The 24,334-nt window shown below is 71.0% G+C and carries 19 protein-coding genes and 1 pseudogene; 7 read left to right on the top strand and 13 right to left on the bottom strand.

Going from position 1 to position 24,334, the window contains the following annotated elements; translation table 11 throughout:
• Positions 1-59: 59 nt before the first annotated feature.
• The 3 genes and pseudogenes from NFR93_RS00100 (at position 60) to NFR93_RS00090 (ending at position 5,122) form a co-directional block, all read left to right on the top strand.
• The gene (locus NFR93_RS00100; RefSeq protein WP_251449191.1) at positions 60-1,643 is read left to right on the top strand and encodes a molybdopterin-dependent oxidoreductase; all 1,584 of its coding nucleotides are present in this window, start codon (positions 60-62) and stop codon (positions 1,641-1,643) included.
• Between the two features lie 118 nt (positions 1,644-1,761).
• A pseudogene (locus NFR93_RS00095) lies at positions 1,762-3,852 on the top strand (S9 family peptidase); the annotation flags it as partial.
• A gap of 259 nt (positions 3,853-4,111) precedes the next feature.
• Complete coding sequence (locus tag NFR93_RS00090; protein WP_251449187.1) at positions 4,112-5,122, top strand: hypothetical protein; 1,011 nt, start codon at positions 4,112-4,114, stop codon at positions 5,120-5,122.
• A 60-nt stretch (positions 5,123-5,182) separates the two neighbouring features.
• On the opposite strand, the gene NFR93_RS00085 is transcribed toward NFR93_RS00090, so the two are convergent.
• The 4 genes from NFR93_RS00085 to NFR93_RS00070 form a co-directional block, all read right to left on the bottom strand.
• Positions 5,183-6,211: a 6-phosphofructokinase gene (locus tag NFR93_RS00085; RefSeq protein WP_251449185.1), complete on the bottom strand. Its 1,029-nt coding sequence runs from the start codon at positions 6,209-6,211 to the stop codon at positions 5,183-5,185.
• Between the two features lie 116 nt (positions 6,212-6,327).
• A complete protein-coding gene (locus NFR93_RS00080) occupies positions 6,328-8,493 on the bottom strand; it encodes a DEAD/DEAH box helicase (RefSeq protein ID WP_251449183.1) in 2,166 nt (721 codons plus the stop codon).
• Positions 8,494-8,692: 199 nt separating this feature from the next.
• Positions 8,693-9,328, bottom strand: coding sequence for a hypothetical protein (locus tag NFR93_RS00075; RefSeq protein ID WP_251449181.1), 636 nt, complete (start codon positions 9,326-9,328; stop codon positions 8,693-8,695).
• 74 nt (positions 9,329-9,402) lie between these two features.
• Positions 9,403-10,302, bottom strand: coding sequence for a glycerophosphodiester phosphodiesterase (locus NFR93_RS00070; protein ID WP_251449179.1), 900 nt, complete (start codon positions 10,300-10,302; stop codon positions 9,403-9,405).
• A 151-nt stretch (positions 10,303-10,453) separates the two neighbouring features.
• On the opposite strand from NFR93_RS00070, the gene NFR93_RS00065 reads away from it, so the two are divergent.
• The gene (locus tag NFR93_RS00065) at positions 10,454-11,824 is read left to right on the top strand and encodes an MFS transporter (protein WP_251449177.1); all 1,371 of its coding nucleotides are present in this window, start codon (positions 10,454-10,456) and stop codon (positions 11,822-11,824) included.
• A gap of 24 nt (positions 11,825-11,848) precedes the next feature.
• On the opposite strand, the gene NFR93_RS00060 is transcribed toward NFR93_RS00065, so the two are convergent.
• The 5 genes from NFR93_RS00060 to NFR93_RS00040 form a co-directional block, all read right to left on the bottom strand.
• Positions 11,849-12,712: an aldehyde dehydrogenase family protein gene (locus tag NFR93_RS00060; protein ID WP_251449175.1), complete on the bottom strand. Its 864-nt coding sequence runs from the start codon at positions 12,710-12,712 to the stop codon at positions 11,849-11,851.
• Entirely contained in the window at positions 12,709-14,151 is a 1,443-nt protein-coding gene (locus tag NFR93_RS00055; protein WP_251449173.1) for an aldehyde dehydrogenase family protein, read from the bottom strand. The genes NFR93_RS00060 and NFR93_RS00055 overlap by 4 nt, the downstream gene beginning before the upstream one ends.
• Positions 14,152-14,194: 43 nt before the next feature.
• The gene (deoC, locus tag NFR93_RS00050) at positions 14,195-15,202 is read right to left on the bottom strand and encodes a deoxyribose-phosphate aldolase (protein WP_251449171.1); all 1,008 of its coding nucleotides are present in this window, start codon (positions 15,200-15,202) and stop codon (positions 14,195-14,197) included.
• 93 nt (positions 15,203-15,295) lie between these two features.
• On the bottom strand, positions 15,296-16,270 hold the full coding sequence (locus NFR93_RS00045) for a bifunctional riboflavin kinase/FAD synthetase (protein ID WP_251449169.1): 975 nt from the start codon (positions 16,268-16,270) through the stop codon (positions 15,296-15,298).
• Positions 16,267-16,680 carry a hypothetical protein gene (locus NFR93_RS00040; protein ID WP_502846264.1) on the bottom strand — a complete coding sequence of 138 codons (414 nt, stop codon included), beginning with the start codon at positions 16,678-16,680 and terminating at the stop codon, positions 16,267-16,269. Before NFR93_RS00040 ends, NFR93_RS00045 begins: the two co-directional genes overlap by 4 nt.
• Before the next feature lie 188 nt (positions 16,681-16,868).
• On the opposite strand from NFR93_RS00040, the gene NFR93_RS00035 reads away from it, so the two are divergent.
• Positions 16,869-18,761 carry an SH3 domain-containing protein gene (locus tag NFR93_RS00035; RefSeq protein WP_251449165.1) on the top strand — a complete coding sequence of 631 codons (1,893 nt, stop codon included), beginning with the start codon at positions 16,869-16,871 and terminating at the stop codon, positions 18,759-18,761.
• Between the two features lie 3 nt (positions 18,762-18,764).
• Here NFR93_RS00035 and NFR93_RS00030 read toward each other — a convergent pair whose 3' ends face one another.
• Positions 18,765-19,133, bottom strand: a complete 369-nt coding sequence (locus NFR93_RS00030; protein ID WP_251449163.1) for a hypothetical protein — start codon at positions 19,131-19,133, stop codon at positions 18,765-18,767.
• Positions 19,130-20,011, bottom strand: a complete 882-nt coding sequence (gene truB, locus NFR93_RS00025) for a tRNA pseudouridine(55) synthase TruB (RefSeq protein ID WP_251449161.1) — start codon at positions 20,009-20,011, stop codon at positions 19,130-19,132. Before truB ends, NFR93_RS00030 begins: the two co-directional genes overlap by 4 nt.
• 60 nt (positions 20,012-20,071) lie before the next feature.
• Between truB and NFR93_RS00020 the strand changes: the two genes are divergently transcribed.
• Both NFR93_RS00020 and NFR93_RS00015 read left to right on the top strand, forming a co-directional pair.
• Positions 20,072-20,938: an HhH-GPD family protein gene (locus NFR93_RS00020; protein ID WP_251449159.1), complete on the top strand. Its 867-nt coding sequence runs from the start codon at positions 20,072-20,074 to the stop codon at positions 20,936-20,938.
• 45 nt (positions 20,939-20,983) lie between these two features.
• The gene (locus tag NFR93_RS00015; protein ID WP_251449157.1) at positions 20,984-21,484 is read left to right on the top strand and encodes a flavodoxin family protein; all 501 of its coding nucleotides are present in this window, start codon (positions 20,984-20,986) and stop codon (positions 21,482-21,484) included.
• Positions 21,485-21,491: 7 nt separating this feature from the next.
• Here the strand turns inward: NFR93_RS00015 and rbfA are convergent, their stop codons facing one another.
• Positions 21,492-21,923, bottom strand: a complete 432-nt coding sequence (gene rbfA / locus NFR93_RS00010) for a 30S ribosome-binding factor RbfA (RefSeq protein WP_251449155.1) — start codon at positions 21,921-21,923, stop codon at positions 21,492-21,494.
• 55 nt (positions 21,924-21,978) lie between these two features.
• Positions 21,979-24,334: translation initiation factor IF-2 (gene infB, locus NFR93_RS00005; protein ID WP_251449152.1), on the bottom strand; the 2,356-nt coding region annotated here is incomplete at its 5' end.

The raw sequence follows: 24,334 nt of genomic DNA, 5'->3' as shown, positions 1-24,334 counted from the left end.
CGATCGGGGCTCGGGGCCGAATGCCCCCTGTACGCAGACAGCGGCAGGAGGTCGCCCCGATGGCTCGACAGCGCAGTGTCCGCTTCATCGCACTCGCCGCCCTCGCGGGGGCCGTGGCCGCGGCATCCGTCCTGGCGGTCGCCGAGCTCGTGGCGCTCATCGTGGCGCGCGGCGCGGGCCCGCTCGAAGCCGTGGGGGCGTTCGTCATCGACATCGTGCCGCAGCCGGTGAAGGAGTTCGCGATCGCGACATTCGGCGAGTACGACAAGATCGTGCTCCTGGCCAGCGTCGCGCTCGGCGCCGTCGTCGCGGCGGCCGCAGCCGGCATCCTGCAGCTGTGGCGCGCTCCCGCCGGGGTCGTCGTGCTCGCCGTCGGCGCAGCCGCCGGGACGGCGGCGGCGCTCACGCGTGCCGGATCGACCCCGCTGTGGGCGCTGCCGTCCGTGCTTGGGGGCATCGCCGGCTGCGTGCTGTTGGCTCTGCTGATCCGTCGCCTTCGCCGCTGGCGCGACGCCGCCCGGGGGCGCACCTCGCCCGCCGGTCCCGACGAGGCCTCGGAGTCCCCGCAGGCGGCTCCCAGCCGACGCGCGTTCCTCACGATGACGCTGGTGTCCGCCGCAGCCGCGATCGTCGTCGGTGCGGGCTCGCGCGCGCTGTCGGCCGTCACCAACTCGATCGACGCGATCCGCGAGGCGCTGCGCATCCCGGCACCGCGATCGCGCGTGCAGATCCCCGCGGACGCGGAGTTCGATGTTCCGGGTCTCAGCCCCCTCATCACCCCCAACGAGGACTTCTACCGGGTGGACACCGCGCTCACCGTGCCCTCGATCGATCCGGCGACCTGGCGGCTGACCATCGACGGCATGGTGGATCAGCCGGTCGACATCGGCTTCGACCAGCTGATGGAGATGGGACTCGACGAATACGCGATCACCCTGACCTGCGTGTCCAACGAGGTCGGCGGCGGACTCGTCGGCAACGCGGTCTGGACCGGCGTACCGGTGCGCGAACTGCTGAAGCTCGCGGCGCCGAGCGCCGACGCCGACATGGTCCTCTCCCGGAGCGTCGACGGGTACACCGCCAGCACTCCCCTGGACGCTCTCGTCGACCCCGAGCGGGACGCCATCCTCGCCGTGACGATGAACGGCGAGCCCCTCCCCCTCGAGCACGGGTTCCCGGTGCGCATGGTCGTGCCGGGGCTGTACGGCTATGTCTCCGCGACCAAGTGGCTCACGCAGCTCACCGTGACCCGCTTCGATCGGGACGAGGCGTACTGGACCCCGCGTGGCTACAGCGCGCGCGCGCCGATCAAGATGTCGTCCCGGCTGGACACCCCGCGTGCCGGCACCCCCGTCGACGCCGGCGAGGTCATGCTGGCCGGTGTGGCGTGGGCGCAGACCGTCGGGATCGAGCGCGTCGAGGTCTCGATCGACAATGGCCCGTGGGAGGCCGCGGAGCTTTCCGCCCCCATCAACGACGACACGTGGGTGCAGTGGCGGATGCCGTGGCAGGCGGAATCGGGGACCCACTACATCGGGGTGCGGGCCGTCAACCGCGACGGCGACCTGCAGATCGAGGAGCGCGCGCCCATCGCGCCCGACGGCTCCAGCGGCTGGCAGCGCGTTCTGCTGACCGTCCGCTGAGCAGGCCGTCGCCGGCCTGGGCTAGCGTGGCTGGCGTGACCGCCGACTTCGCAGAGGACACCGTCGCCTCGCCCGCCCCCTCCGTCTCCGCCTCCGTGGCCGTCCCGCCCTTAGTCGTCCGCCCGTCGCCGCATCCCGTCCGCACGTGCGGCGGCACCACGGCCACGACGTCGAGGACCGCTACGAGTGGCTGCGCGCGAAGGAGGACGCGGACGTCGTGGCTCACCTCGAGGCCGAGAACGCCTACACCGAAGGGCGGACCGCGCATCTCGAGGCACTCCGCTCGCGGATCTTCGACGAGATCAAGGGGCGCACCCTCGAGACCGATCTGTCGGTGCCCGTCCGGCGCGGCGACTGGTGGTACTACGGCCGCACCGTCGAGGGCAAGCAGTACGGCATCCAGTGCCGCGCTCCCCTGGCCTCGCCCGGCGACTGGACCCCGCCGGAGCTGTCCGCCGACGTCGAGGTGCCCGGAGAGCAGATCCTCCTGGACGGCAACGTCGAAGCCGAAGGGCACGAGTTCTTCTCGCTGGGCAGCTTCGAGGTCAGCCTGGACGGCACGCGGATGCTCTACGGAGTCGACGTCGCCGGCGACGAGAGGTACACGATCCGCCTCCGCGACCTCACGACCGGCGCACCGCTCCCCGACGAGATCCCCGACACGTTCGCCGGTGCGAGCTTCTCGCCCGACGGACGCTTCATCGTCTACACCACCGTCGACGACGCGTGGCGACCCGACACCGTGTGGCTGCACGAGCTGGGTACCGCGGTCTCCGACGACGCGAAGCTCTTCCACGAGCCCGACGAACGGTACTGGGTCGGCGCGGGCTTCACCCGCAGCGACCGGTACCTGGTCATCGGGCTCGGCTCGTCCATCACCTCGGAGGAGTGGATCCTCGACGCCGACGACCTCCGCGCGCAGCCGCGAGTGGTCTGGCCGCGGCGCGAGGGCGTGGAGTACGAGTCGGAGCACGCCGTCATCGACGGGCAGGACGTCCTCCTGATACTCCACAACGACGGCGCCCTCGACTTCGAACTGGTGCAGGTGGCCGCGGACGACCCGCAGGGCGAGCGTCGCGTCGTGATCCCCCACCGCGCCGGCCAGCGACTGCTCGGGGTCTCGACGTTCCGCGACTGGGGCGTCGTCGGCTACCGGCGCGGCGGCCTCCCCCGCCTCGGGATGCTGGACTACGCCGCCGGAGGCGTTGACGAGATCTCGTTCGATGAACCGCTGTACACCGTGGGCAGCGGAGGAAACGCCGAGTGGGCGCCCCCGGTGCTCCGACTGTCGTACGGCTCCTTCATCACGCCCGGCACCGTCTACGACTACGAGGTCGCCACCGGCGAGCTCCACCTGCGCAAGCGCCAGCCCGTGCTCGGCGGCTACGACCCCGAGGAGTACGCGCAGGCGCGGGTGTGGGCGCCCGCGGCGGACGGCACCGGCATCCCGGTCTCTCTGGTCTGGAAGCGCTCGTTCGGCGAGGCCGGCTCGGCACCGCGCCCGATGCACCTGTACGGCTACGGGTCGTACGAGCACTCGATCGAGCCGGGATTCTCGGTCGCACGGCTGTCCGAGCTCGACCGCGGCGTGATCTTCGCCGTCGCCCACGTCCGCGGCGGGGGCGAGATGGGCCGGCAGTGGTACGAGGAGGGCAAGCTGCTGCGCAAGCGCAACACCTTCACGGACTTCGTCGACTGCGCGCGGCACCTGGTCGCCGAGGGGTACACGACCCCCGACCGTCTCGTCGCCGAGGGCGGCTCGGCCGGTGGGCTGCTCATGGGCGCGGTGGCCAACCTCGCCCCCGAGCTGTTCGCCGGCATCCTCGCCGACGTGCCGTTCGTCGACGCGCTCACCACGATCCTCGACCCCTCGCTGCCGCTGACGGTGATCGAGTGGGACGAGTGGGGCGATCCGCTCCACAACCCCGAGGTGTACGAGTACATGCGCTCCTACACGCCGTACGAGAACGTGCGGGACGGCGTGGCCTACCCCCGCATCCTGGCCGTGACGTCGCTCAACGACACCCGGGTGCTGTATGTCGAGCCGGCGAAGTGGGTCGCGCGCCTGCGCGAAGCGGGAGTCGACGCGCTGCTGAAGTGCGAGATGGTCGCCGGGCACGGCGGCGTGAGCGGGCGCTACAACGCGTGGCGCGAGCGCGCGTTCGAGCTCGCCTGGCTCCTGGACGTCCTGAGTCTCGCCGACGCCTGATCCAGCCGCCCGCCCAGCCCCCGCTCGGCGAGACCGGGACCCCGTGCCACTCGGCGAGACCGGGGATCTGCACTGAGACACAGGGCTTCGCCCCCGGTTTGGCCGTCGACCCCCGGTTTGGCCGTGGACCCCCGGTTTCCCGGCGGGGCCGTACCCGCCGGCGGTGCGCGGCTCCTCCCCAGGGGGCCGGCATCGGTCGGTTGTCCACCGTCCGGCGCGGGCGGTCGCTCACAGAAACGCGAGGGGATGAGGCTGGGGCATGAGCGTGTCCGTCCTGCCTCCGCTGCTGCTGTCGAGGGACCGTCCGTCGGATGTCGCGAGGCTCGATCGCGACGGAGCGCTGCATCGCGTGCGTGCCGGCGTCTACGTGCAGGCCGCGGCGTGGTCCGCTCTCGCACCCTGGCAGCGCTACCGCGTTCGCGTGCAGGCGGTGACGGCCACGTGGAGCGACCCCGTGCTGTGCCTGGAGTCGGCAGCGGCCGAGATCGGGCTGCCGGTCTTCGGCGAGCCGCGTGAGATCCACCTGCTCAGCAGCAACGGACGGTCGTGGCGTGAGGGCGACGTCGTCGTCCACGGCACGCGCGACGAGCGTTCCGTCCTCGCCCGGGACGGTATCCGCATGACCTCGGTCGCCGACACCGCCGTGGACCTGTGCCGCGTGCTGCCGCCCGCGTTCGCGCTGGCGGTCGCCGACGCCGCCTTGCGCATGCCGGCCGGCGAGGACGCTCCCGCGGGCTCGCTGGATGTGGCCGCGCTCGGACGAGGACGCTCCGATCGGCGCGGCCGGCGGCAGCTCGATTGGGTGGGGCGTCGTGCAACGGCCGCCGCCGAGTCGACCGGCGAGTCGGTCAGTCGCGCCGTGATCGAATGGCTCGGATTCGAGGAGCCGGAGCTGCAGCGCGAGCACCGCCATGAGGGCGCACTCGACCGCACCGACTTCTTCTGGGCACGGACGCGCACCATCGGCGAGTCCGACGGATACGGCAAGTACGACGCCGCCGACAGCGACGCCAGCAAGGCGCACTTCATCGAGGAGAAGAAGCGCGAAGACCGCCTTCGCAGGCACGAGGGCGGCTTCGCCCGCTGGGATTGGGCCGACGCCATGCGAGCGGAGCCGCTCGGGAGCAAGCTCAACGCGGCCGGACTGAGTCCCGTGCACCGGCGCCGATCGGCCTTCCTCGCCACGCTCGCAGCCAACCCGCGGTCGTTCGCTCCCCGAACCCGCGGATCTCGCGCGAGACCGGGGGCGAGGCCCCGTGTCTCGGCGTGAATCCCCGGGCTCGGCGTGAATCCCCGGCCCCGGCCCGCCGCCGCGCGCGGGCGGCGGCGGTCAGCCGAAGAGGGCGGCGGCCTCTTCGTAGCGGTAGTGCGGCACGGTGTTGAGCTCGCCCAGAGCGTCGGCGAAGGGCACGCGCACGATGTCGGTCCCACGCAGGGCGACCATCTGACCCCACGCGCCCTCGACGATGGCGTCGGCGGTGTGCAGCCCCAGACGTGTGGCGAGGACGCGGTCGAAGCCGGACGGCGACCCGCCGCGCTGAATGTGCCCGAGCACGGTGGCGCGGGTCTCGATGCCCGTGATCCGCTCGATCTCGGGCGCGAGCACCTCGCTGATGCCGCCGAGACGCGGCCGGTTGAAGGCGTCGAGGCCCTTGTCGCTGTAAGCCTCATCCATCCCGGTGAGCGTGAAGCCCTCGGACACCACGATGAGCGGAGCGCGCCCGCGATCGTGCGCCTTGGTCACCTGTGCGCACACCTCGTCGATCGACATCGGCACCTCGGGGATGCAGATCACGTGCGCACCCGCGGCGATCCCCGCATGCAGGGCGATCCATCCCACGTGACGGCCCATGACCTCCGCCACCATGCAGCGCTGGTGGGAGTCGCCGGTGGTGCGAAGGCGGTCCATCGCGTCGGTGGCGATGTTGACGGCGGTGTCGAAACCGAACGAGTAGTCGGTCGCACGCAGGTCGTTGTCGATCGTCTTGGGCACGCCGATGACGTTGATCCCGTCGCCGGCGAGGCGGTTGGCAGCGGCCAGCGTGCCCTCGCCGCCGATGGCGATGATGCCGTCGATGCGGTGCCCGTACATCGTCTTGGCGATGTTCTCGGCGCCGCCCCGGGGTCCCTCGTAGGGGTTCGTGCGGCTCGTGCCGAGGATGGTGCCGCCGACCTTCGACAGGCCCTTCACCTCGTGTCGCGTCAACGGGAAGAAGTCACCGTCGACGACGCCGCGCCAGCCGTCGCGGATGCCGACGAACTCGAGGTCGTACGTCGTGGTGCCCTTGAGCACGACGCCGCGGATGACCGCGTTCAGGCCGGGGCAGTCGCCCCCGCTGGTGAGGATGCCGATCTTCATGGGGGTCCTTGCTTCGGGTGGTGCGGGCTGTGGAACGAATCGGCGACGCTGCCTCACCCGAGATTAGCGTCGGATGCCGCACCCTGCCACACGGCCGGGTTGCGGCATCCGATCGCCTACTGCTCGGCGCCCAGGGCCCGTCGGAGCAGGTGCATGAGTGCCGACAGCTGCACCGAGTCGCTCGAGAGCGGATCCACGGCCTCGCCGTCGAGCGCGCGCTGCGCGAGACCCTGCTTGGAGTCGATCAGCTCGGCGATCTTGGTGTCGATGGTGTGGGCGGCGATGATCCGCCACGCCGTCACCGGCTCGTCCTGCCCGATGCGGTGCACCCGGTCGATCGCCTGGGTCTGCTCCGCGGCCGTCCACGACAGTTCGGCGAGCACGACGTTGGACGACGCCTGCATGTTCACGCCGACCCCCGCCGCCGTGAGCGAGCAGACGGCGATGCCGACATCGGGATCGCTGTTGAAGGCGTCGATCGCCTGCTGGCGGACGGGCGTCGTCTGATCGCCGCGGATCGACACCGTGCGCAGGCCCGCCGATGCGAAGTGCGCCTCGGCCGCGTCCATGACGTCGATGTGCTTGGCGAAGAACACCACCTTGCCCACCGAGCGCTGCAGCTGGACGGCGTAGTCGGCCGCGAGGAGCGCCTTCGCCTGGCCGATGCGCCGCACCATCGTGAAGACGTTCTCGGATCCGCTGCCGGCGGCCTTGGACTCGTCGAGCTCGTGCTGGGAGACGAGGCGGACGATGTCGGCGTCGACCTCGCCGGGAGCGAGCCCGCGGTCGCCGCGCGCGTCGATGATCCGGCGGTACCGGGCGGCGAGGCGATCGGCCAGATCCCGCTCGGCCTGGCGGATCGAGCGGCCGAACTCGTCATCGAGCTCGACCGGCAGGTCGGCGATGAGCTTGTCGGGCAGATCGGCGGCGACGTCCTTCTTCTTGCGGCGGACGATGCCCATCGAGATCACCGCGTCGCGCGCAGCCGGATAGAAGGCCTTGTCGGCGGGGGTGAACCCGGTCTCGTCCAGCTTCTCCATGAGCGCCGGACCGGGCTTCTCGCCGTTGGTCCACCCGAGGAAGCGCCAGATGGCGTCGAAGTCCTCGACGTCGTTGATGAGCGGCGTCCCGGTCAGCGCGAGCATGAGCGGATCCCGGACCTGCTCGCGGATGCGACCGGCGAGGGCCAGGACGTTGCGCGAGCGCTGCGACGTGAGGTTCTTGATGAAGTGCGCCTCGTCGACCACCATGCCCCGCAGGCCGATCGAGCCGAGCCAGGACAGGTGACGGTCGAGGATCTCGTAGTTGACGATGAAGACGTCCGCGAACGCGTCGATGTCTTCGCCGTCGCCCTGCACGACCGTCGCGCGCCGGTGCGGCGTCCAGCGCTGGACCTCGCGGGCCCAGTTCATCTTCACCACGTTGGGAACCACGGCCAGCAGCGGGTAGGCGCCGGCCACGGATGCCGCGAGCACGGATTCCGCGGTCTTGCCGAGTCCGGGCTCGTCCGCCAGCAGGAACGAGCGGTGACCGTCGCGGACGGCCTCGACGAACCGCGACTGGTGCGGCATGATCTCGAGCCCCTTGGGCGAGACGTGGTCGAACTCCGGCACCTGCGGAAGGTCCATCGTCGCCGCGCCGCCGCCGGCGCCGGTCTCGAACGCCTTGTACAGCGGCCCCATGAGCTCCCAGCCGTCCAGCCGTCGGCGCGGCGTGTCCTTCGGGGCGCGCAGCGACAGGTCGGGGGCGAGGAACGGGTTCGCCAGCTGCCGCGACTCGATGGCGGCGGGCACGACCTGGCGCTCGGCCAGGGCGGGCGGGACCACGGTGGCGGGCGCGGGAGCGACGTCGGTGATGATGAGCTCGTCCGGCGGCAGGTCGGCGCCGGACTCGAGCAGCCAGTCGCGTCGCATGCGCCGCGCCACCGGCGACGCGGCCTGGTCGACCTCGAGAAGCTGGATCAGCGACGTGTCGCGGGCAGCGGTCTTGGCGAGGATGGTCGCGACGCCGTCCAGCCGCTTGAGCAGCTCGGGCCGCGCGGAGTCGGGGATCGCCGTGTCGACCTTGACGCGGGCGCGCTCCTCGCGGACGAGGAAGGCGATCACCTGGAACTTCACGCGGTTGGTGGGCCCGAGCTTGCCGCGCTGGGCCTTGGCCTCGACCTCGCGCACCTTGCGGGCGAGGATCGGGATGATGGGGGCCTCGTCGTCGCGGCGAGCCGATGAGGGCTTGCGGCGCTGACGGGTGTTGCCGTTCTGAGCGGCAGGTGCCGTGGTCGGCATGCTCCTCCTGAGCGTATGTGCCGAATCGTCCGTCAGGACGGCCGATCGGTGCGTGCAGCGTGCTCCCGCGGGCGGCGCGTGCGCCGTCACGAACGCGGGGTTCGGATGCCGCCGACTCCTGCCGCTGGCACTCGCTTCTGCGAGCCGCGACGTCGGGGAGGGCGTCTCCGCGGGCCAGTCTAGCGCGAAAGGGCGCTCGTCACGGCCAGAGCTGTGCTGCGATGTCGGTCGAGTAGCCGTCGGGATGGAAATTGATCCACGCCGTCGCCACCCATGCGCCGTCGCCGACGACGTGGGTCTCGCCGCGGACGTACTCGACGTCATCGAACGTCACGCCGCGCTGCTCGATCTCGCACGACTCTCCCGCCGCGACATCCTCGCAGCCGAAACCGGCGGCACGCAGCGACTCCAGCACGCCGGCCCCCTGCTCCTCGTCGACGAGGGTGACGTTGGTGGCGAGCCCGAACTCGCTCGGCTGACCCCACGTGCAGCGCAGCGTCGGAGCGCCCGACTCGAGGATCTCGAGCAGGTCGGCGTTCTCGGTCGGCAGCATCGTCACGCCCGGGTCGTTCAGGGGCGGGTTCTGCTCCTCGAGCGCCGCGAGCATCTGGTCGGAGTAGATGTCCTCGCAGCTGCTCGGCAGCTCGATCGACTGCGGGAGGTTCGTCTCGATCGGAGACGGCGACGGTCCCGTCGTCGGCTGCGTGATGCTCGGGGTGGGTTCGGGCGTCCCGGGGGATGCCGTCGGCGCCGGTTCGGCGCGGCATCCGGTCATGACGACGCAGACCAGGGCGGCCGCCGTCGACAGCAGGACGAGTCGTGGTGCGGCGCGCATGGATCCCCCCGGTCGGTGTCGCTGTCGACGCTATCGGACGATGCCGCGCGAGTCGCGCGCGCCGCGGCGGCGTGTCAGCGACCCTGTGCGTTCGCCTGCTGCCAATCGGCCAGCGTTGCGGGATCGTCGGTGACGATGCCGTCCACACCGAGGTCGGTCACCTCGCCCCACTGCGTGTCGTCGTTGAGCGTGTACACGACGATCCGGATGCCGGCCGCGTGCAGCTCGTCGACGACGGATGGACGGTCGAGGACGGCACGACGCTCGGCGATCAGCCCGCGCACTCCCGCCTCCTGCGCGGCGCGGACGACGTCGTCGGGCAGGTGTCGCAGGATGAGCAGGCGCGCCACCACGTCGGACTCGGCGGCAGCCAGAGCGAGTACGGCGGCGTCGAAGCTCCCCAGGGTGATGCGACGCTCGAGGCCGCGATCGGCGATGAGCTCGACGAGTGCGGCGATGGACGACTCGTCCCACGCCCCCTTCAGCTCGATGATGGCGCGACCGTCCTCGGCCGCGAGGAGATCGAGGAACTCGCCGGCCGTGGGCACGAGCGTGCCGGCGAACTCAGGCGCGAACCAGCCTCCGGCGTCGAGGCCTCGCACCTGATCGAGCGTGAGGTCCGACAGCAGCCCGCTCCCATCGGTGGTGCGGTCGACCCGCGCATCGTGCATGAGCACGGGGTGGCGGTCGGCGGTGAGCGCGACGTCGACCTCGACGTAGTCGAAGCCGTGCGAGAGCGCGTACGACACGGCGGCGAGCGTGTTCTCGGGCGCCGACGTCGCGCCGCCGCGATGACCGGCGATGAACGCGGCGTCCCCAGGTGTGCGCTCGTCCCCCAGCGCCTCGGTCGCGCTCACCCGCGCCGGGCTCACGCCCAGCACGGCGATCACGGCACTGGCGACGGCGAGGACGCACACGACGGCGAGCGCGTGGATCCTCTGTCGGGTACGGGCGGGGTCCGCGGCGTCGGGCATCGGGCGTGTCCTCCGGGTGGGCGCGTCCTCGTCGACGCGTGGCCACCCACCCTACACACGTCGTTACCGTTCCGTTACTTTCGCGGGCGGTGTCGTTCTCCGTGTCGTCGGAAGCGTGCCACCGGCTCGGTGCCGGGGCTACGGTGGAGCCATGGCGCAGATGACGCGCGACCAGCGGCTCGTGCTGGCGATCGCGATCCTTGCGTCCTTCGTCGCCTTCCTCGACGGCACGGTGGTGAACGTCGCCCTCCCCGCCATCCGGGACGAGCTCGGCGGCGGGCTCGCCACCCAGCAGTGGGTCGTCGACGCGTACCTGATCACGCTCGGCGCCCTCATCCTGGTCGCGGGCTCGCTCAGCGACGTGTTCGGCCGCATCCGCATCCTGCGCATCGGCCTGCTGGGTTTCGGCGCGGCGTCCCTGGCGATCGCCGCGGCGCCCACCCCCGAGATCCTCATCGTCGCCCGCGGGGTCCAGGGTGTCGCCGGCGCCCTCCTGGTGCCGAGCTCGCTCGCCCTCATCACCTCCACCTTCCGCGACGCCGCGCAGGCGCGCGCGATCGGCATCTGGACGGCGATGACGACGGCGGCGATGCTGATCGGTCCGGTGCTCGGCGGGGCGTTCGTCGACCTCGCCTCGTGGCGCCTGGCCTTCCTCATCAACGTGCTGCCCATCGCCGCGACGCTGTGGCTGCTCGCGGCGCTGGGACGGACCGACGTCCGGCGTCCCGGTGCGCGCATCGACTGGGCCGGGGCGGCGCTGTGCACGGTGGGTCTCGGCGGCATGGTGTTCGCCCTGATCGAGGAGCCCAATCTCGGCTGGTCCTCCCCCGCCATCTGGGCGCCGTTCGTCGGGGGGATGCTGGCCTTCGCGGGATTCCTCGTGCGGCAGCACCTGGCATCGGACCCGATGATGCCCCTGTCGCTGTTCCGCGCCCGGAACTTCTGGACGGGCAACGTCGCCACCGCCTTCATCTACGCGGCGCTGGCGCTGAACGGCTTCGTCCTCGGGGTGTACCTGCAGCAGGGTGCGGGGCTGTCGGCGACACTTGCGGGGCTGGCGTCGCTGCCGGCGACGGTCCTCCTGGTGCTTCTGAGCGAACGGGTCGGCACACTCGCCGGTCGTCGCGGCCCGCGACTGTTCATGACCGTCGGGCCGCTCGTGATGGCGGTCGGCGCGCTGATGCTCCTGGCGGTGTCGCCGGACTTCTCGTACTGGACGCAGGTCCTGCCCGGCACGGTGGTGTTCGGGCTGGGTCTGAGCCTGACCGTCTCGCCGCTGACGTCCGCCATCCTGGGTGCGATCGAGCCGGAGCGCTCGGGGATCGCCTCGGCCGTCAACAACGCCGTCAGCCGTATCGCCGGGCTCATCGTGATCGCCGCCCTCGCGACCATCGTCGGGGGCGAGCTCGACCTCGAGGGCTTCCACCGTGCCGCGATCGCGACCGCGGTCCTCATGGCCCTCGGCGGCGTCGCTTCGTTCCTCGGCATCCGGGGCGCGGCGTCGACAGTACCGGCCCGCTGACCGCAGACCGGTGACCGCGACCGGTCAGACGAGGCTCTTGGGGTGCCACACCGTCTTGGTCTCGGTGAAGGCGGTGATGCGGTCGAGCCGCGGGGCCGCGGCATCCTTCCCGTTCTCGGGCGGGAGCACCCGGGTGAGGGTCTGGGCGGCGGCGATCTGCAGGTCGACCCAGTCGAGGTCGCCGGCTCCGACGAGGTCCAGCGCGTGGACGTCGGGATGAGAGGCCAGCCACGGAGCGATCTCCGCGGGCGATCCGGTGAGGACGTTGACGACACCGGCCGGGACATCGCTGGTCGCGAGCACCTCGGCGAGACTGACCGCCGAGAGCGGGTAGCGCTCCGATGCGATGGCCACGACGGTGTTGCCTGCCACGAGCGCGGGTGCCACGGCCGACACGAGGCCGAGCAGTGCCGTGTCCTGCGGTGCGATGACGCCGACCACACCGGTCGGCTCGGGCACCGAGATGTTGAAGTACGGGCCCGCCACCGGGTTGCCGTTGCCGGCGACCTGCGCGAACTTGTCGCACCAGCCGGCGTACCAGACCCACCGGTCGATCGCCTCGTCGACCTCGGCTGAGGCGGCTCCGGCGCCGGCCCCGGTCAGCACGCGGATCTCGTCGACGAACTGCGCGCGTCGACCCTCGAGCAGCTCGGCAACCCGGTACAGCACCTGCCCGCGGTTGTAGGCGGTGGCCGCCGACCACCCCTTCACCGCGCCCACCGCCGCCGCGACGGCATCCCTGGCGTCCTTGCGGGATGCGCGCGAGGCGTTCGCCAGGAAGTCGCCCTTCGCGGCGGTCACCGGGTAGGTCCGGCCGGATTCACTGCGCGGAAAGGCACCGCCGATGAACAGCTTGTACGTCTTGGGGACGCTCAATCGGGCGCTCATGCCGCCCCTCCTTTCAGGTAGGCCGCGAGACCGTGCCGGCCTCCTTCGCGCCCGTAGCCGGACTCCTTGTAGCCGCCGAACGGGCTCGACGGATCGAAGCGGTTGAAGGTGTTGGCCCACACCACTCCCGCCCGCAGACGGTCGGCGACCGCCAGGATGCGAGAGCCCTTCTCGGTCCAGATCCCCGCCGAGAGTCCGTAGGGGGTGTTGTTCGCCTTCTCGATGGCTTCGGCGGGCGTCCGGAAGGTGAGCACCGACAGCACCGGACCGAAGATCTCGTCCCGCGCGATCCGATGACTCGTCTGCACGTTGGTGAACACCGTGGGCGCGAACCAGAAGCCGCGGTCGGGGATCGCGCAGTCCGCGGTCCACCGTTCGGCTCCCTCTTCGTCGCCGATGCGGCTGAGCTCGCGCACGCGCGCCAGCTGCTCGGCGGAGTTGATCGCGCCGATATCGGTGTTCTTGTCCAGCGGGTCACCCAGCCGGAGGGTCGACAGGCGCGCCTTCAGGCGGTCGACCACCTCGTCGTGGATGGCCTCCTGCACGAGCAGGCGACTGCCGGCGCAGCACACCTGACCCTGGTTGAAGAAGATGCCCGTGACGATGCCGTCGACCGCCTGCTCGATCGGGGCGTCCTCGAAGATGATGTTGGCGGCCTTGCCGCCGAGCTCGAGCGTCACCTTCTTCTCGGTGCCCGCGACCGCCTTGGCGATCTCGCGTCCCACAGCGGTCGACCCGGTGAAGGCCACCTTGTCGATGTCGGGGTGGCGCACCAGCGCCGCGCCCGTGGCGCCCGCTCCGGTGATGATGTTGACCACGCCGGGGGGCAGGTCGGCCTGCTGCAGGATCTCTGCGAACAGCAGCGCCGTCAGCGGCGTCGTCTCGGCGGGCTTGATGACCAGGGTGTTGCCCGCCGCCAGCGCCGGCGCGATCTTCCAGGCCAGCATCAGCAGCGGGAAGTTCCACGGGATGACCTGTCCGGCCACGCCCAGCGCTCGTGGCGCCGGGCCCAGCCCGGCGTGGTCGAGCTTGTCGGCCCATCCCGCGTAGTAGAAGAACCACGCCGCCACGAGCGGGACATCCACGTCTCGGCTCTCTTTGATCGGCTTGCCGTTGTCGAGGCTCTCGGCGACCGCGAGCTCGCGGGCTCGCTCCTGCACCAGCCGCGCGATGCGGAAGAGGTACTTGCCCCGGTCGCGCCCGCTCATCGTCGACCAGACCTTGGCGTAGGCGCGACGAGCGGCCGCGACGGCGGTGTCGACGTCGGCGTCGGAGGCCGAGGCGATGGTCGCGATGCGCGATTCGTCGGCGGGCGAGATCGTGTCGAACGTCGCGCCGGTGCCGGGACGGAACTCGCCGTCGATGAACAGCCCGTACTCGTCGCGGAGGTTCAGGATCGCCCGGGACTCGGGCGCGGGGGCGTACTCGAGAAAGCTCATCGGTGGCTCCTTGGTCGGTGTCGGTGCGACGGTGGGGCCGACATCAGTCGACGGTGACGTAGTCGGTTCCGGTGTAGTGGCCCGACCCGATCTTCTGACGCTGGCGGAGGACGTCGTTGAGCAGGCTCGAGGCGCCGAAGCGGAACAGGTGCGGCTGCAGCCACTCCTCCCCCGCGATCTCGGCGACTGTCACGACGTACTTGATCGCGTCCTTCGCCGTGCGGATGCCCCCGGCGGGTTTGACCCCGACACGTTCACCGGTGGCCCGGTACCAGTCGCGCACCACCTCGAGCATCAGGAGGGTCGTGGGGAGGGTCGCGGCGGGCTGCACCTTGCCCGTGGAGGTCTTGATGAAGTCCGCACCGGCGAGGATCGCCAGCCACGAGGCGCGCTTGATGTTGTCGTAGGTGGCGAGCTCACCGGTCTCGAGGATCACCTTCAGCGACGCCGAGGACCCGTCCTCGCGGCGGCACGCCCGCTTGACCCGCGCGATCTGATCGAAGACGGTCCCGTAGTGACCCGAGAGGAAGGCACCGCGGTCGATGACCATGTCGATCTCGTCGGCGCCCGCAGCCACCGCCTCGGCGGTGTCGGCGAGCTTGATCGCCAAGGACGCGCGACCGCTGGGGAAGGCCGTCGCGACGGCGGCGACGCTCACCAGGCCGTCGTCAGGGTCGCCGTGCGCCTCGCCGAGCGCGTCCACGGCGTACGGCACCATGTCGCCGTACACGCACACCGCCGCCACGCGCGGGCACGCGGGGTCTGCGGCATCCGGCGTCAGCGCCTTGGCGACGAGGGAGCGAACCTTCCCGGGCGTATCGGCCCCCTCGAGGGTCGTGAGGTCGATGAGGCGGATGACGGTGTCGAGCGCCCACGCCTTGGACGTGGTCTTGATCGAGCGGGTGCCGAGGTCGCCGGCACGCTGTTCCAGCCCGACCGCGTCCACCCCGGGCAGCCCGTGCAGGTAGCGGCGCAGCGTCGTGTCGTCGGGCTCGCCGCCCAGCAGCTGGACCGCCCGCTCGGGAAGCGTCTGCAGATCGGTGCGCGTCATGAACTCCCTCGTTCCACAGCCGTCGGATGCCGCCGGCCGCACGCTCGATCGTAAGCCGACCGGTGGCCGGGGTCTACGCCGACACGGCCGCGCTCAGCCCAGGGCGGCGCGCACGCGAACGACGTCGTCGGTCATCTGCGCGATGAGCGGGTCGATGCCCTCGAACGCCACCATGCCGCGGATGCGCGCGGCGAACTGGACTTCGACGCGGTGCCCGTAGAGGTCGAGGTCTGTTTCGTCGAGCACGTAGGCCTCGACCTGCCGCGCGGCGACGTCGCCGAAGGTGGGATTGTTCCCGATGCTGATCGCGGCCGGGTAGCGGATGCTGCGACGCGCGGTCGCGGCCGGATCGGGAGCGCCGTGACCCTCGTCCACCAGCCAGCCTGCGTAGACACCCTCGGCGGGCACGAAGCCCTCGAGGCCGCTCGAGAGGTTGGCCGTCGGAAAGCCGAGCTCCCGTCCGCGCTTGAGACCGTGGACGACCTCCCCCCACACCGAGGGCAGCCGGCCGAGGAGCTTGGACGCGGTCTCCACGTCGCCGGCCGACAGCAGCTCGCGTATCCAGGTCGACGAGACGCGACGATCGCCGTCGATGGCCCGCACGTCGCCGACCACCTGGACGTCGAAGCCGAACTCGGCACCCAGTTCCGCCAGCGTGGCAGGGGTGCCCGCACCACCCCGGCCGAAGCGGAAGTCGGCACCCACGAGCACGACCTGCGCGCCGAGGCGATCGGCGAGCACGTGCTCGACGAATGCGCGCGGCGACAGCGCCGCGAGTTCTTCGTCGAACCGCAGGACGAGTGCGGCGTCGACGCCGGCGTCGGCCAGCAGGGCGATCTTCTGGTGGACGCCGATGAGGCTGTCGGGACAGATCTCCGGGCGCAGCAGGGCCAGCGGGTTGCGGTCGAAGGTGACGGCGACGACCGCGGCCCCGCCGGTGGCGGCATCCACCCGGGCCCGGTCGATGACCGCGCGGTGTCCGGTGTGGACACCGTCGAACTTGCCGATCGCGACGACCGATGGACCGAACCCGTCGGGGATCGCGGCCGGATCGTGGAAGACGATCATGCGGCCACCGTCGCCGGAACCGCCTGGGCGGGCGCGGGGCGGTGGACGATGAGCCACCACAGCCCGAAGAACGGCAGCACGAGCGGAACGAACAGGTAGCCCAGCCCGAACCACGACCATACGGTGGGGTGGGCGAACAGGTCGGGCAGCACGAACGACAGCGCGCCGATCACCAGGACGCCGACCAACTCGAAGCCGACGGCCACCCACGCCACTGCGTACCACGCCGGCCGACCGGCCAGGACGAGCGCGAGCGTGGCCAGAAGATAGACCACCGCGGACACCGCGGACAGCGAGTACGCCAGCGGCGCCTCATCGAAGCGCTCGGCGATCTGGACGAACGAACGGCCGCTGGCGGCGAGCGCCATGATCGCGTAGACGATCACGAGAACGCGGCCGATTCCGGTCATGCGACGGCGAGGGCGATCGGGGGGTGTCATGGCGTTTCCATCCTAGTTCCGCGTTCGCGGGGCGGCAGAAGCGCCAGTCACATAGATCACATGCACCCCAGGAGTAGACAGACACACCGCGAAGTGTCAATATTCACAGACGGCTCCCGACCGCATCCCTGTCCGTTCCTCTCCGCGAAGTGCTCCTCATGCGATCGATCCGCTCCCTGCTCATCTCCGGTGCCACCGCCGCAGCCCTCATCGCGGGCGGCCTCACTCCGGCCGCCGCACTGGCGGCCCCCACGCCGACGACCGTCGCGGGAGCCGCGCCGTCCGCCGTCGCGCCGATGGCCACCCCTCCGCTGGCGACGTCGTTCCGCCACCCCGTGAGCGCCAAGACGTACACGATCAGCTCGCACTTCGGGCCCCGGTGCATTCCGCTGCCCGGCGCATCCACCTACCACCTCGGCACCGATCTGGCGGCGAAGGGCGGCGCGCCGATCTACGCCATCGCCGACGGCATCGTCACCGCCACCGTCAGCGGCACGACGTCCCGGGTCGGCTACATCGCGGTCCGGCACAACATCGCCGGAGCCGAGTACACATCGATGTACATGCACGTATGGTCGGCCACGACCCAAGTGAAGGTCGGCCAGACGGTCAAAGCGGGTCAGCGGATCAGCGAGGTCGGCACCAGCGGCGGCTCGACGGGCAACCACCTGCATCTGGAGCTGTGGAAGGCCGTCGCCGGGGGCGGGGCCGTGGCACAGAACCCGGCGAGCTTCCTCTCAGCTCGCGGCGTCGACGTGTACGCCTCGGCATCGTCGATCACGGCGCGCCCGACCCCGTCGACGTGCACGTACTACGCGACCGCGAACGTCAACTTCCGCACCGCGCCGTCTCTGTCGTCGACGGTCAAGCGACTGCTTCCCAAGGCGACGGCCATGGTGCACGTTCCCGGCCAGATCACCTCGGGGTTCATCCCGGTGAAGATCGGTGCGGAGTCGGGCTGGGTCTCGTCGGGATACGTCTCGCCGAACAAGCCGTATGTGCCGCCGACGCCCACTCCGACGCCCACGCCCACTCCGACCCCGACGCCGACGCCCACGCCGGCGCCGACGCCGACGCCGGTTCCTGCGGGATCCCCGACGTACACGACGACCGCCGGCCTCAACCTCCGCGCCACGGCATCGATGACGGGCACCGTCCTGACCCTCATCCCCCAGCACGCGAACGTCGGCAGCATCCAGGCCACCAGCGGCGAGTGGCGGAAGGTCGCCTACCAGGACAAGACCGGCTGGGTCCACTCCGCCTATCTCGCACCGGCGGACGGCGCGGCGATCACCCCGACGCCGACACCCACTCCGACTCCGACGCCGACACCCACTCCGACGCCGACACCCACTCCGACGCCGACACCCAAGCCCACGCCGACACCGACACCCGCTCCGGCACCCGCGCCCGCCCCCGCGCCGAAGCCGACCACATACCAGACGACCGCCGGCCTCAACCTCCGCGCCACGGCATCGATGACCGGCAGAATCGTCGCTCTCATCCCCAGGAGCGCAAGCGTCGGCAGCGTCCTGGCGACGAACGGCCTCTGGCGGAAGATCACCTACCAGGGCAAGACCGGCTGGGTCCACTCCGCCTACCTGGCACCCGCAGGCACCACGCCGCCCGCGTCGGCTCCGGCCCCGAAGACGACATACAAGACGACCGCGGGCCTGAACCTCCGCGCCACGGCATCGTCGACCGGCAGAATCGTCGCTCTCATCCCCAGGAGCGCAAGCGTCGGCAGCGTCCTGGCCAGCAGCGGCGTCTGGAGGAAGGTCTCCTACCAGGGCAAGACCGGCTGGGTCCACTCCGCCTACCTCACGCCCTCATCCACCTCGTCCGCTGCGCCGGTGGCGAGCCCCACCACGTACAAGACGTCCGCCGGCCTCAACCTGCGAGCGACGGCATCCATGACCGGCAGGATCGTCACGCTGATCCCCAGGGGCGCCAACGTCGGCGGGATCCAGGCCAGCAACGGCGTCTGGCGGAAGATCACCTACCAGGGCAAGACCGGCTGGGTACACTCCGCCTATCTCGTGAAGCGCTGATCCCTAGGCGATCTGCACGGTCCAGATGACGTGCATGCGCCACACCATGACCGCCACCGCGAGCGCGGCGATCCCCATGATCACCGTGCTCCAGCGGCTGCGTTCGAGGAGCGCCCACAGGACCGCGCCGGGAGGCAGGAGCGCTGCGGAGACCAGGTAGACCCAGAACTCCAGCGCACTGCCCGACGGCGGGTTCCCCACGAGCGGTGCGATGATCGCCACCACGATCTGGACGACCAGCAGCACCTCGACGAGTGCCAGACCGCCCACGCTCAGGTCGCTCGGGCGGCGTCTGGCCAGTCCCGCGACGATCGCGAACAGGCCCGCGGCGACGGCGACCGCGACCTGCGCCAGGCTGAACCACAGGATCATCGGGGCTCCTCGGGCATGTTCATCGCACTCTTGACGTCGTCCCCCCGGCGCTCGACGACGCCGACGAGCGAGCCGTCGGGCCCGACAGCGGCGCTGGGGCTCGCCACCAGCCGTGCCGCGGCGCCGACGAGGCGCTTCCCGTGCCGCAGGTCTCGGGCCTCGGAGGCGGTCACCTCCAACCGTCCGAGCACGGCGGCCGCGACCTCGGGGGGGCTCAGCCGCTCCGCTGCATCGAGCTCATCGACGGCCGCTGCCGCGGCGACCGAAAACGGGCCGATTCGCGTACGCCGCAGGGCCGTCAGGTGCCCGCCCACGCCGAGCGAGGCCCCCAGGTCCCGCGCCAGTGAACGGATGTACGTGCCGCTCGTGCAGTCGATGACGACGTCCAGGTCGACATGCCGATCGCCACGCCGCTCGTCGCGCACGTCGAACCGCGAGACCGTCACCTCGCGTGCCTTCAGTTCGACCTGCTCCCCCGCTCGGGCCAGGTCGTAGGCGCGCCGCCCATCGACCTTGATGGCGGAGAAGGAGCTGGGCACCTGCGAGATGCGGCCGGTCAGCGCCGCGATGCCCGCCCCGATGGCTGCGGAGGGCACCGTCGCGGCGTCCGCGGAGCTCACGACCTGCCCGTCCGCGTCGTCGGTGTCGGTGGCGACACCCAGCCGGATGGTCGCCTCGTACGTCTTGTCGAGCCCGACGATGTAGGTCAGCAGCCTCGTGGCAGCCTCGACGCCCAGCACGAGCAGACCGGTCGCCATCGGATCGAGGGTTCCGGCATGGCCGATCTTGCGCGTCCCCAGAGCCCGGCGCGCCCGCGCCACGACGTCGTGGGAGGTGACGCCTCCGGGCTTGTCTACGAGGAGGATGCCGGACAACACCGAACCAGCCTACGGCTCCTCCCGGGCCGATCGCCGCCTGCCCGGCCGTACGCTGGACGGATGCCCGACCTCGCCGCGCCGATCGCCGAGTGGTACCGCGCGAACGCCCGAGACCTGCCGTGGCGGCATCCCTATTTCGGGGCGTGGGGCGTCCTGGTGAGCGAGTTCATGCTGCAGCAGACCCCGGTCGCCCGGGTGATCCCCCATCTCGAGTCGTGGCTCGAAGAATGGCCCACTCCGACGGCGCTGGCCGGCGCCTCGCCCGCCGACGCGGTCCGCCGGTGGGCCAACCTCGGCTACCCCCGTCGCGCCCTGTGGCTTCATCGCGCCGCGGGAGAGATCCGAGACCGGCACGCCGGGATCGTCCCCCGCGACATCGACGACCTGCTGGCGCTCACGGGCATCGGCGACTACACCGCGCGCGCCGTGGCCGTCTTCGCGTACGGCGAGCGGCACCCGGTGGTCGACACGAACACCCGGCGGGTGCTGGCCCGCGCCGTCGAGGGTCGCAGCCAGCCCGGTCCTCCCGCCAAGCGCGACCTCTCGGCGATGGCGGCGCTCCTCCCCCACAGCGTCGCCGAGTCCGTCGTCGTCAATGCCGGCACCATGGAGCTCGGTGCGGTGGTGTGCGTCTCGCGGGCGCCCAGATGCGGCGCCTGCCCTATCGCCGACGCATGCGCGTGGCGTACCGCGGGCTACCCCGACACCGGCGATGAGCGGCGACGGCAGGCGCGCTACGAGGGGAGCGACCGGCAGGCGCGGGGCGCGGTGCTCCGGCAGCTTCGCGACGCCCCGGGCCACACGGTCCCGATCGTCGACGTGGCCCGTCCCTGGCCGGACCCGCTGCAGCGCGATCGCGCGATCGACTCGCTCATCGCCGACGGGCTCGCGGAGACGTTCGAGGGGATGCTGCGACTTCCCGTGTGACCTTGGACCCTGCCCCTCGTCACCGCACCGCCGTACCCTCGGGCCATGAGAGCTCTCGTGGTCTTCGAGTCGATGTTCGGGAACACCCGCGCGGTCGCCGACGCGATCGCGTCAGGGCTGGCCGAGACGATGGAGGTCGACGTCCGCAGCGTCGACGACGCGCCGGACGGCATCGCGGCCGACCTCGGACTGGTCGTGGCGGGAGGCCCCACGCACGCGTTCTCGATGTCGCGCGAGACCACCCGACGTGACGCGGTCGCGCGGGGCGCCGAGCACCCGACGAGCGGTCTGCGGGACTGGCTCGAACGCCTTCCCGAGTCGCGGTCGAGCGCCGCCGTCGCCACGTTCGACACCCACGCCGCCCAGAAGTGGATCCCCGGGTCGGCCGCGAAGGCCGCCGCACACGAAGCGCGTCGTCACCACCTGCGCGTGCTGTCGAGCCGCAGCTTCTACGTCGCCGACATGGAGGGCCCGCTCGTCGACGGCGAGACCGACCGTGCTCGGGCGTGGGGACGAGACCTCGCTCGGCGCGTGCAGGAGGAGTGACCGGAGGTCAGTCCTCCTCGTCGTCCTTGGGCTTGACGTACGGGTCGGCGTCGCCGGCGTACGCCGCCGACGCGGCAAGACCCGCCACCTCGGCATCGCGCTCCCGCGCCTCGCGCAGGAGATCGGCGATGTGCCCCGCGTTCTCGGGGATACCGTCGGGGATGAACTCCAGAGTCGGGGTGAGCCGCACGTTGAGATGACGACCGACTTCGGAGCGCAGCATCCCGGTCGCCGAGGTCAGCGCCTCGCCCGAGGCGATGCGCTCCTCCTCGGAGCCGAGCACGGTGTAGAAGACGGAGGCGTGCTGAAGGTCCCCCGTCACGCGCACATCCGTGATCGTGACGAAGCCCAGACGGGGGTCGCGAAGACCCTTCTCGAGCCGCTCGGCGAGGATGACGCGGATGCGGTCACCCAGACGGGCCTGACGTTCGCTGGCCATGACAGTTCCTTTCGACAGGTGAGGGACGCCCGCAGGCGTCCCTCACCGTGGGCGATCAGCCGCGAGGCTTCTCGATCATCTCGGTCGTCTCGATCTCGTCACCGATCTGGATGTCGTTGAACTTGCCCAGACCGATACCGCACTCGAAGTCCGTCCGGACCTCGGTGACGTCGTCCTTGAAGCGACGCAGCGATTCGATGGCCAGGCCGTCGGCGAGCACGACACCGTCGCGGATGACCCGCGCCTTGGCGTTGCGCGTGATCGTGCCCGAGCGGACGATGACACCGGCGATGTTGCCGAACTTCGAGGAGCGGAACACCTCGCGGATCTCGGCGACACCCGACTGGACCTCTTCGAACTCCGGCTTGAGCAGACCCTTGAGGGACTGCTCGACGTCGTCGATCGCGTTGTAGATGACGGAATAGAACCGGACGTCCACGCCCTCGCGGGAGGCGCGTTCGCGCGCCTTCGTGTCGGGCCGGACGTTGAATCCGATCACGATCGCGTTGTCGATCGTCGCCAGGTTGATGTCGGACTCCGTCACCGCACCCACACCGCGATGGATGATGCGCAGCTGCACCGAATCGTCCACCTCGATCTTGAGCAGCGACTCCTCGAGCGCCTCGACGGCACCCGACACGTCACCCTTGATGATGAGGTTGAGCGACTCGACCTTGCCCTCTTCGAGAGCCCGGGTGAAGTCTTCGAGCGAGATGCGCTTGCGGGCCTTGGCCAGCTGGGCGTTGCGCTCGGCGGCCTCGCGCTTCTCAGCGATCTGACGGGCGGTGCGATCCTCTTCCGTGACGATGAAGACGTCACCGGCGCGGGGCACCGAGTTCAGACCCTGAACCTGGACCGGACGCGAGGGGTAGGCCTCCTCGACGGCATCGCCGTTCTCGTCGACCATCGCACGGACGCGGCCGTAGGCCGTTCCCGCCACGATCGCGTCGCCGACGCGGAGCGTACCGGACTGGATGAGGACCGTCGCCACCGAGCCGCGGCCCTTGTCGAGCTTCGCCTCGATCGCGACACCGCGAGCCGCCTTGTTGGGGTTGGCCGTCAGGTCGAGTCCCGCGTCTGCGGTGAGCAGCACGGCGTCCAGGAGCTCCTGGATGCCGGTGCCCTGCCGGGCCGACACATCCACGAACATCACGTCGCCGCCGTACTCCTCGGCGACCAGTCCGTACTCGGTGAGCTGCTGGCGCACCTTGCCGGGGTTGGCGTCGGGCTTGTCGACCTTGTTCACCGCGACCACGATCGGCACGTTGGCCGCCTGGGCGTGGTTGAGCGCCTCCACCGTCTGGGGCATGATGCCGTCGTCGGCGGCGACCACGAGGATCGCCAGGTCGGTGACCTGCGCACCACGGGCACGCATGGCGGTGAACGCCTCGTGACCGGGGGTGTCGATGAAGGTGATGGCGCGCTCGATCTCCTCGTGCTCGGTCCACACCTGGTAAGCACCGATGTGCTGGGTGATCCCGCCGGCCTCACCGGCGACCACGTTGGTCTGACGGATCGCATCCAGCAGTCGCGTCTTACCGTGGTCGACGTGACCCATGACGGTGACCACGGGAGGACGGATCTCGAGGTCGTCTTCACTCTCGGCCTCCAGCTCGGCCTCGAGGTCGAGTCCGAAGCCCTCGAGGAGCTCCTTGTCCTCGTCCTCGGGCGAGACCATCTGGATCTTGTAGCCGAGCTCGGCACCGAGAACCTCGAAGGTGGCCTCGTCCAGCGACTCGGTCGCCGTCGCCATCTCGCCCAGGTTGAACAGGATGGTCACGAGCGTGCCCGGCTGAACCGTGTAGCCGCGGATCGCCTCGAGCTTGTCGGCGAAGTCCGAGATCGACGCGCCGCGGCGAAGGCGGATGATCTCGCCGTTGCCCTTCTGGACGCTGACGCCACCGACCTGCGGGGCATCCCGCATCTCGAATTCCTGCCGCTTCGCCCTGCGCGACTTGCGCTGCTTGGACTTGCCGCCACCCTTGCCGAAGGCGCCTGCGGTCCCACCGCCGGGACCGCGGCCACGGCCGCCGCCACCACCGGGGCGACCGGCGAAGCCGCCGCCCGGACGCTGGAAACCGCCGGGCGCGCCTGCGCCGCCACCGGCACCGCCGGGACGACCGGGACCGCCGGGACGCTGCTGGAACGGCGCGCCGGGACGACCGCCGCCACCGGGACGACCGGCACCGCCGGGACGCGGGGCACCCGGGCGCGGGGCGCCGGGGCGCGGGGGGGCCGCGAGGCGCCCCGGGGCGGCGGCCAGCCGCAGCTCCGGCAGCGGGTGGACCAGGCGCGGCAGGACCACCTGGGTCTCGGGGTCGCCGAACCGGGCGTTGAATTCGATCACCTTGACACCGGTGTCGGTGAGGATCAGCCCCGCGTACAGCAGGCCGATGAACGGCGTGCCTTCG

Origin of the sequence: Microbacterium sp. Marseille-Q6648, from assembly GCF_943181415.1 — a bacterium.
GTDB lineage: Bacteria > Actinomycetota > Actinomycetes > Actinomycetales > Microbacteriaceae > Microbacterium.
Note: the sequence above shows the minus strand (reverse complement) of the source record. Positions and strands in the feature narration are given on the sequence as shown.

Excerpts from the sequence above, each read along its gene's own strand:
- rbfA (WP_251449155.1), bottom strand. The coding sequence starts at position 21,923 with ATGGCCAGCGAACGTCAGGCCCGTCTGGGTGACCGCATCCGCGTCATC.
- NFR93_RS00065 (WP_251449177.1), top strand. The coding sequence starts at position 10,454 with ATGGCGCAGATGACGCGCGACCAGCGGCTCGTGCTGGCGATCGCGATC.
- NFR93_RS00075 (WP_251449181.1), bottom strand. The coding sequence starts at position 9,328 with ATGCGCGCCGCACCACGACTCGTCCTGCTGTCGACGGCGGCCGCCCTG.
- NFR93_RS00045 (WP_251449169.1), bottom strand. The coding sequence starts at position 16,270 with ATGATCGTCTTCCACGATCCGGCCGCGATCCCCGACGGGTTCGGTCCA.
- NFR93_RS00090 (WP_251449187.1), top strand. The coding sequence starts at position 4,112 with ATGAGCGTGTCCGTCCTGCCTCCGCTGCTGCTGTCGAGGGACCGTCCG.
- NFR93_RS00100 (WP_251449191.1), top strand. The coding sequence starts at position 60 with ATGGCTCGACAGCGCAGTGTCCGCTTCATCGCACTCGCCGCCCTCGCG.
- NFR93_RS00085 (WP_251449185.1), bottom strand. The coding sequence starts at position 6,211 with ATGAAGATCGGCATCCTCACCAGCGGGGGCGACTGCCCCGGCCTGAAC.
- deoC (WP_251449171.1), bottom strand. The coding sequence starts at position 15,202 with ATGACGCGCACCGATCTGCAGACGCTTCCCGAGCGGGCGGTCCAGCTG.
- NFR93_RS00055 (WP_251449173.1), bottom strand. The coding sequence starts at position 14,151 with ATGAGCTTTCTCGAGTACGCCCCCGCGCCCGAGTCCCGGGCGATCCTG.
- NFR93_RS00030 (WP_251449163.1), bottom strand. The coding sequence starts at position 19,133 with ATGATCCTGTGGTTCAGCCTGGCGCAGGTCGCGGTCGCCGTCGCCGCG.
- NFR93_RS00080 (WP_251449183.1), bottom strand. The coding sequence starts at position 8,493 with ATGCCGACCACGGCACCTGCCGCTCAGAACGGCAACACCCGTCAGCGC.
- NFR93_RS00040 (WP_502846264.1), bottom strand. The coding sequence starts at position 16,680 with ATGACCGGAATCGGCCGCGTTCTCGTGATCGTCTACGCGATCATGGCG.
- NFR93_RS00060 (WP_251449175.1), bottom strand. The coding sequence starts at position 12,712 with ATGAGCGCCCGATTGAGCGTCCCCAAGACGTACAAGCTGTTCATCGGC.
- NFR93_RS00070 (WP_251449179.1), bottom strand. The coding sequence starts at position 10,302 with ATGCCCGACGCCGCGGACCCCGCCCGTACCCGACAGAGGATCCACGCG.
- NFR93_RS00035 (WP_251449165.1), top strand. The coding sequence starts at position 16,869 with ATGCGATCGATCCGCTCCCTGCTCATCTCCGGTGCCACCGCCGCAGCC.
- NFR93_RS00020 (WP_251449159.1), top strand. The coding sequence starts at position 20,072 with ATGCCCGACCTCGCCGCGCCGATCGCCGAGTGGTACCGCGCGAACGCC.
- NFR93_RS00015 (WP_251449157.1), top strand. The coding sequence starts at position 20,984 with ATGAGAGCTCTCGTGGTCTTCGAGTCGATGTTCGGGAACACCCGCGCG.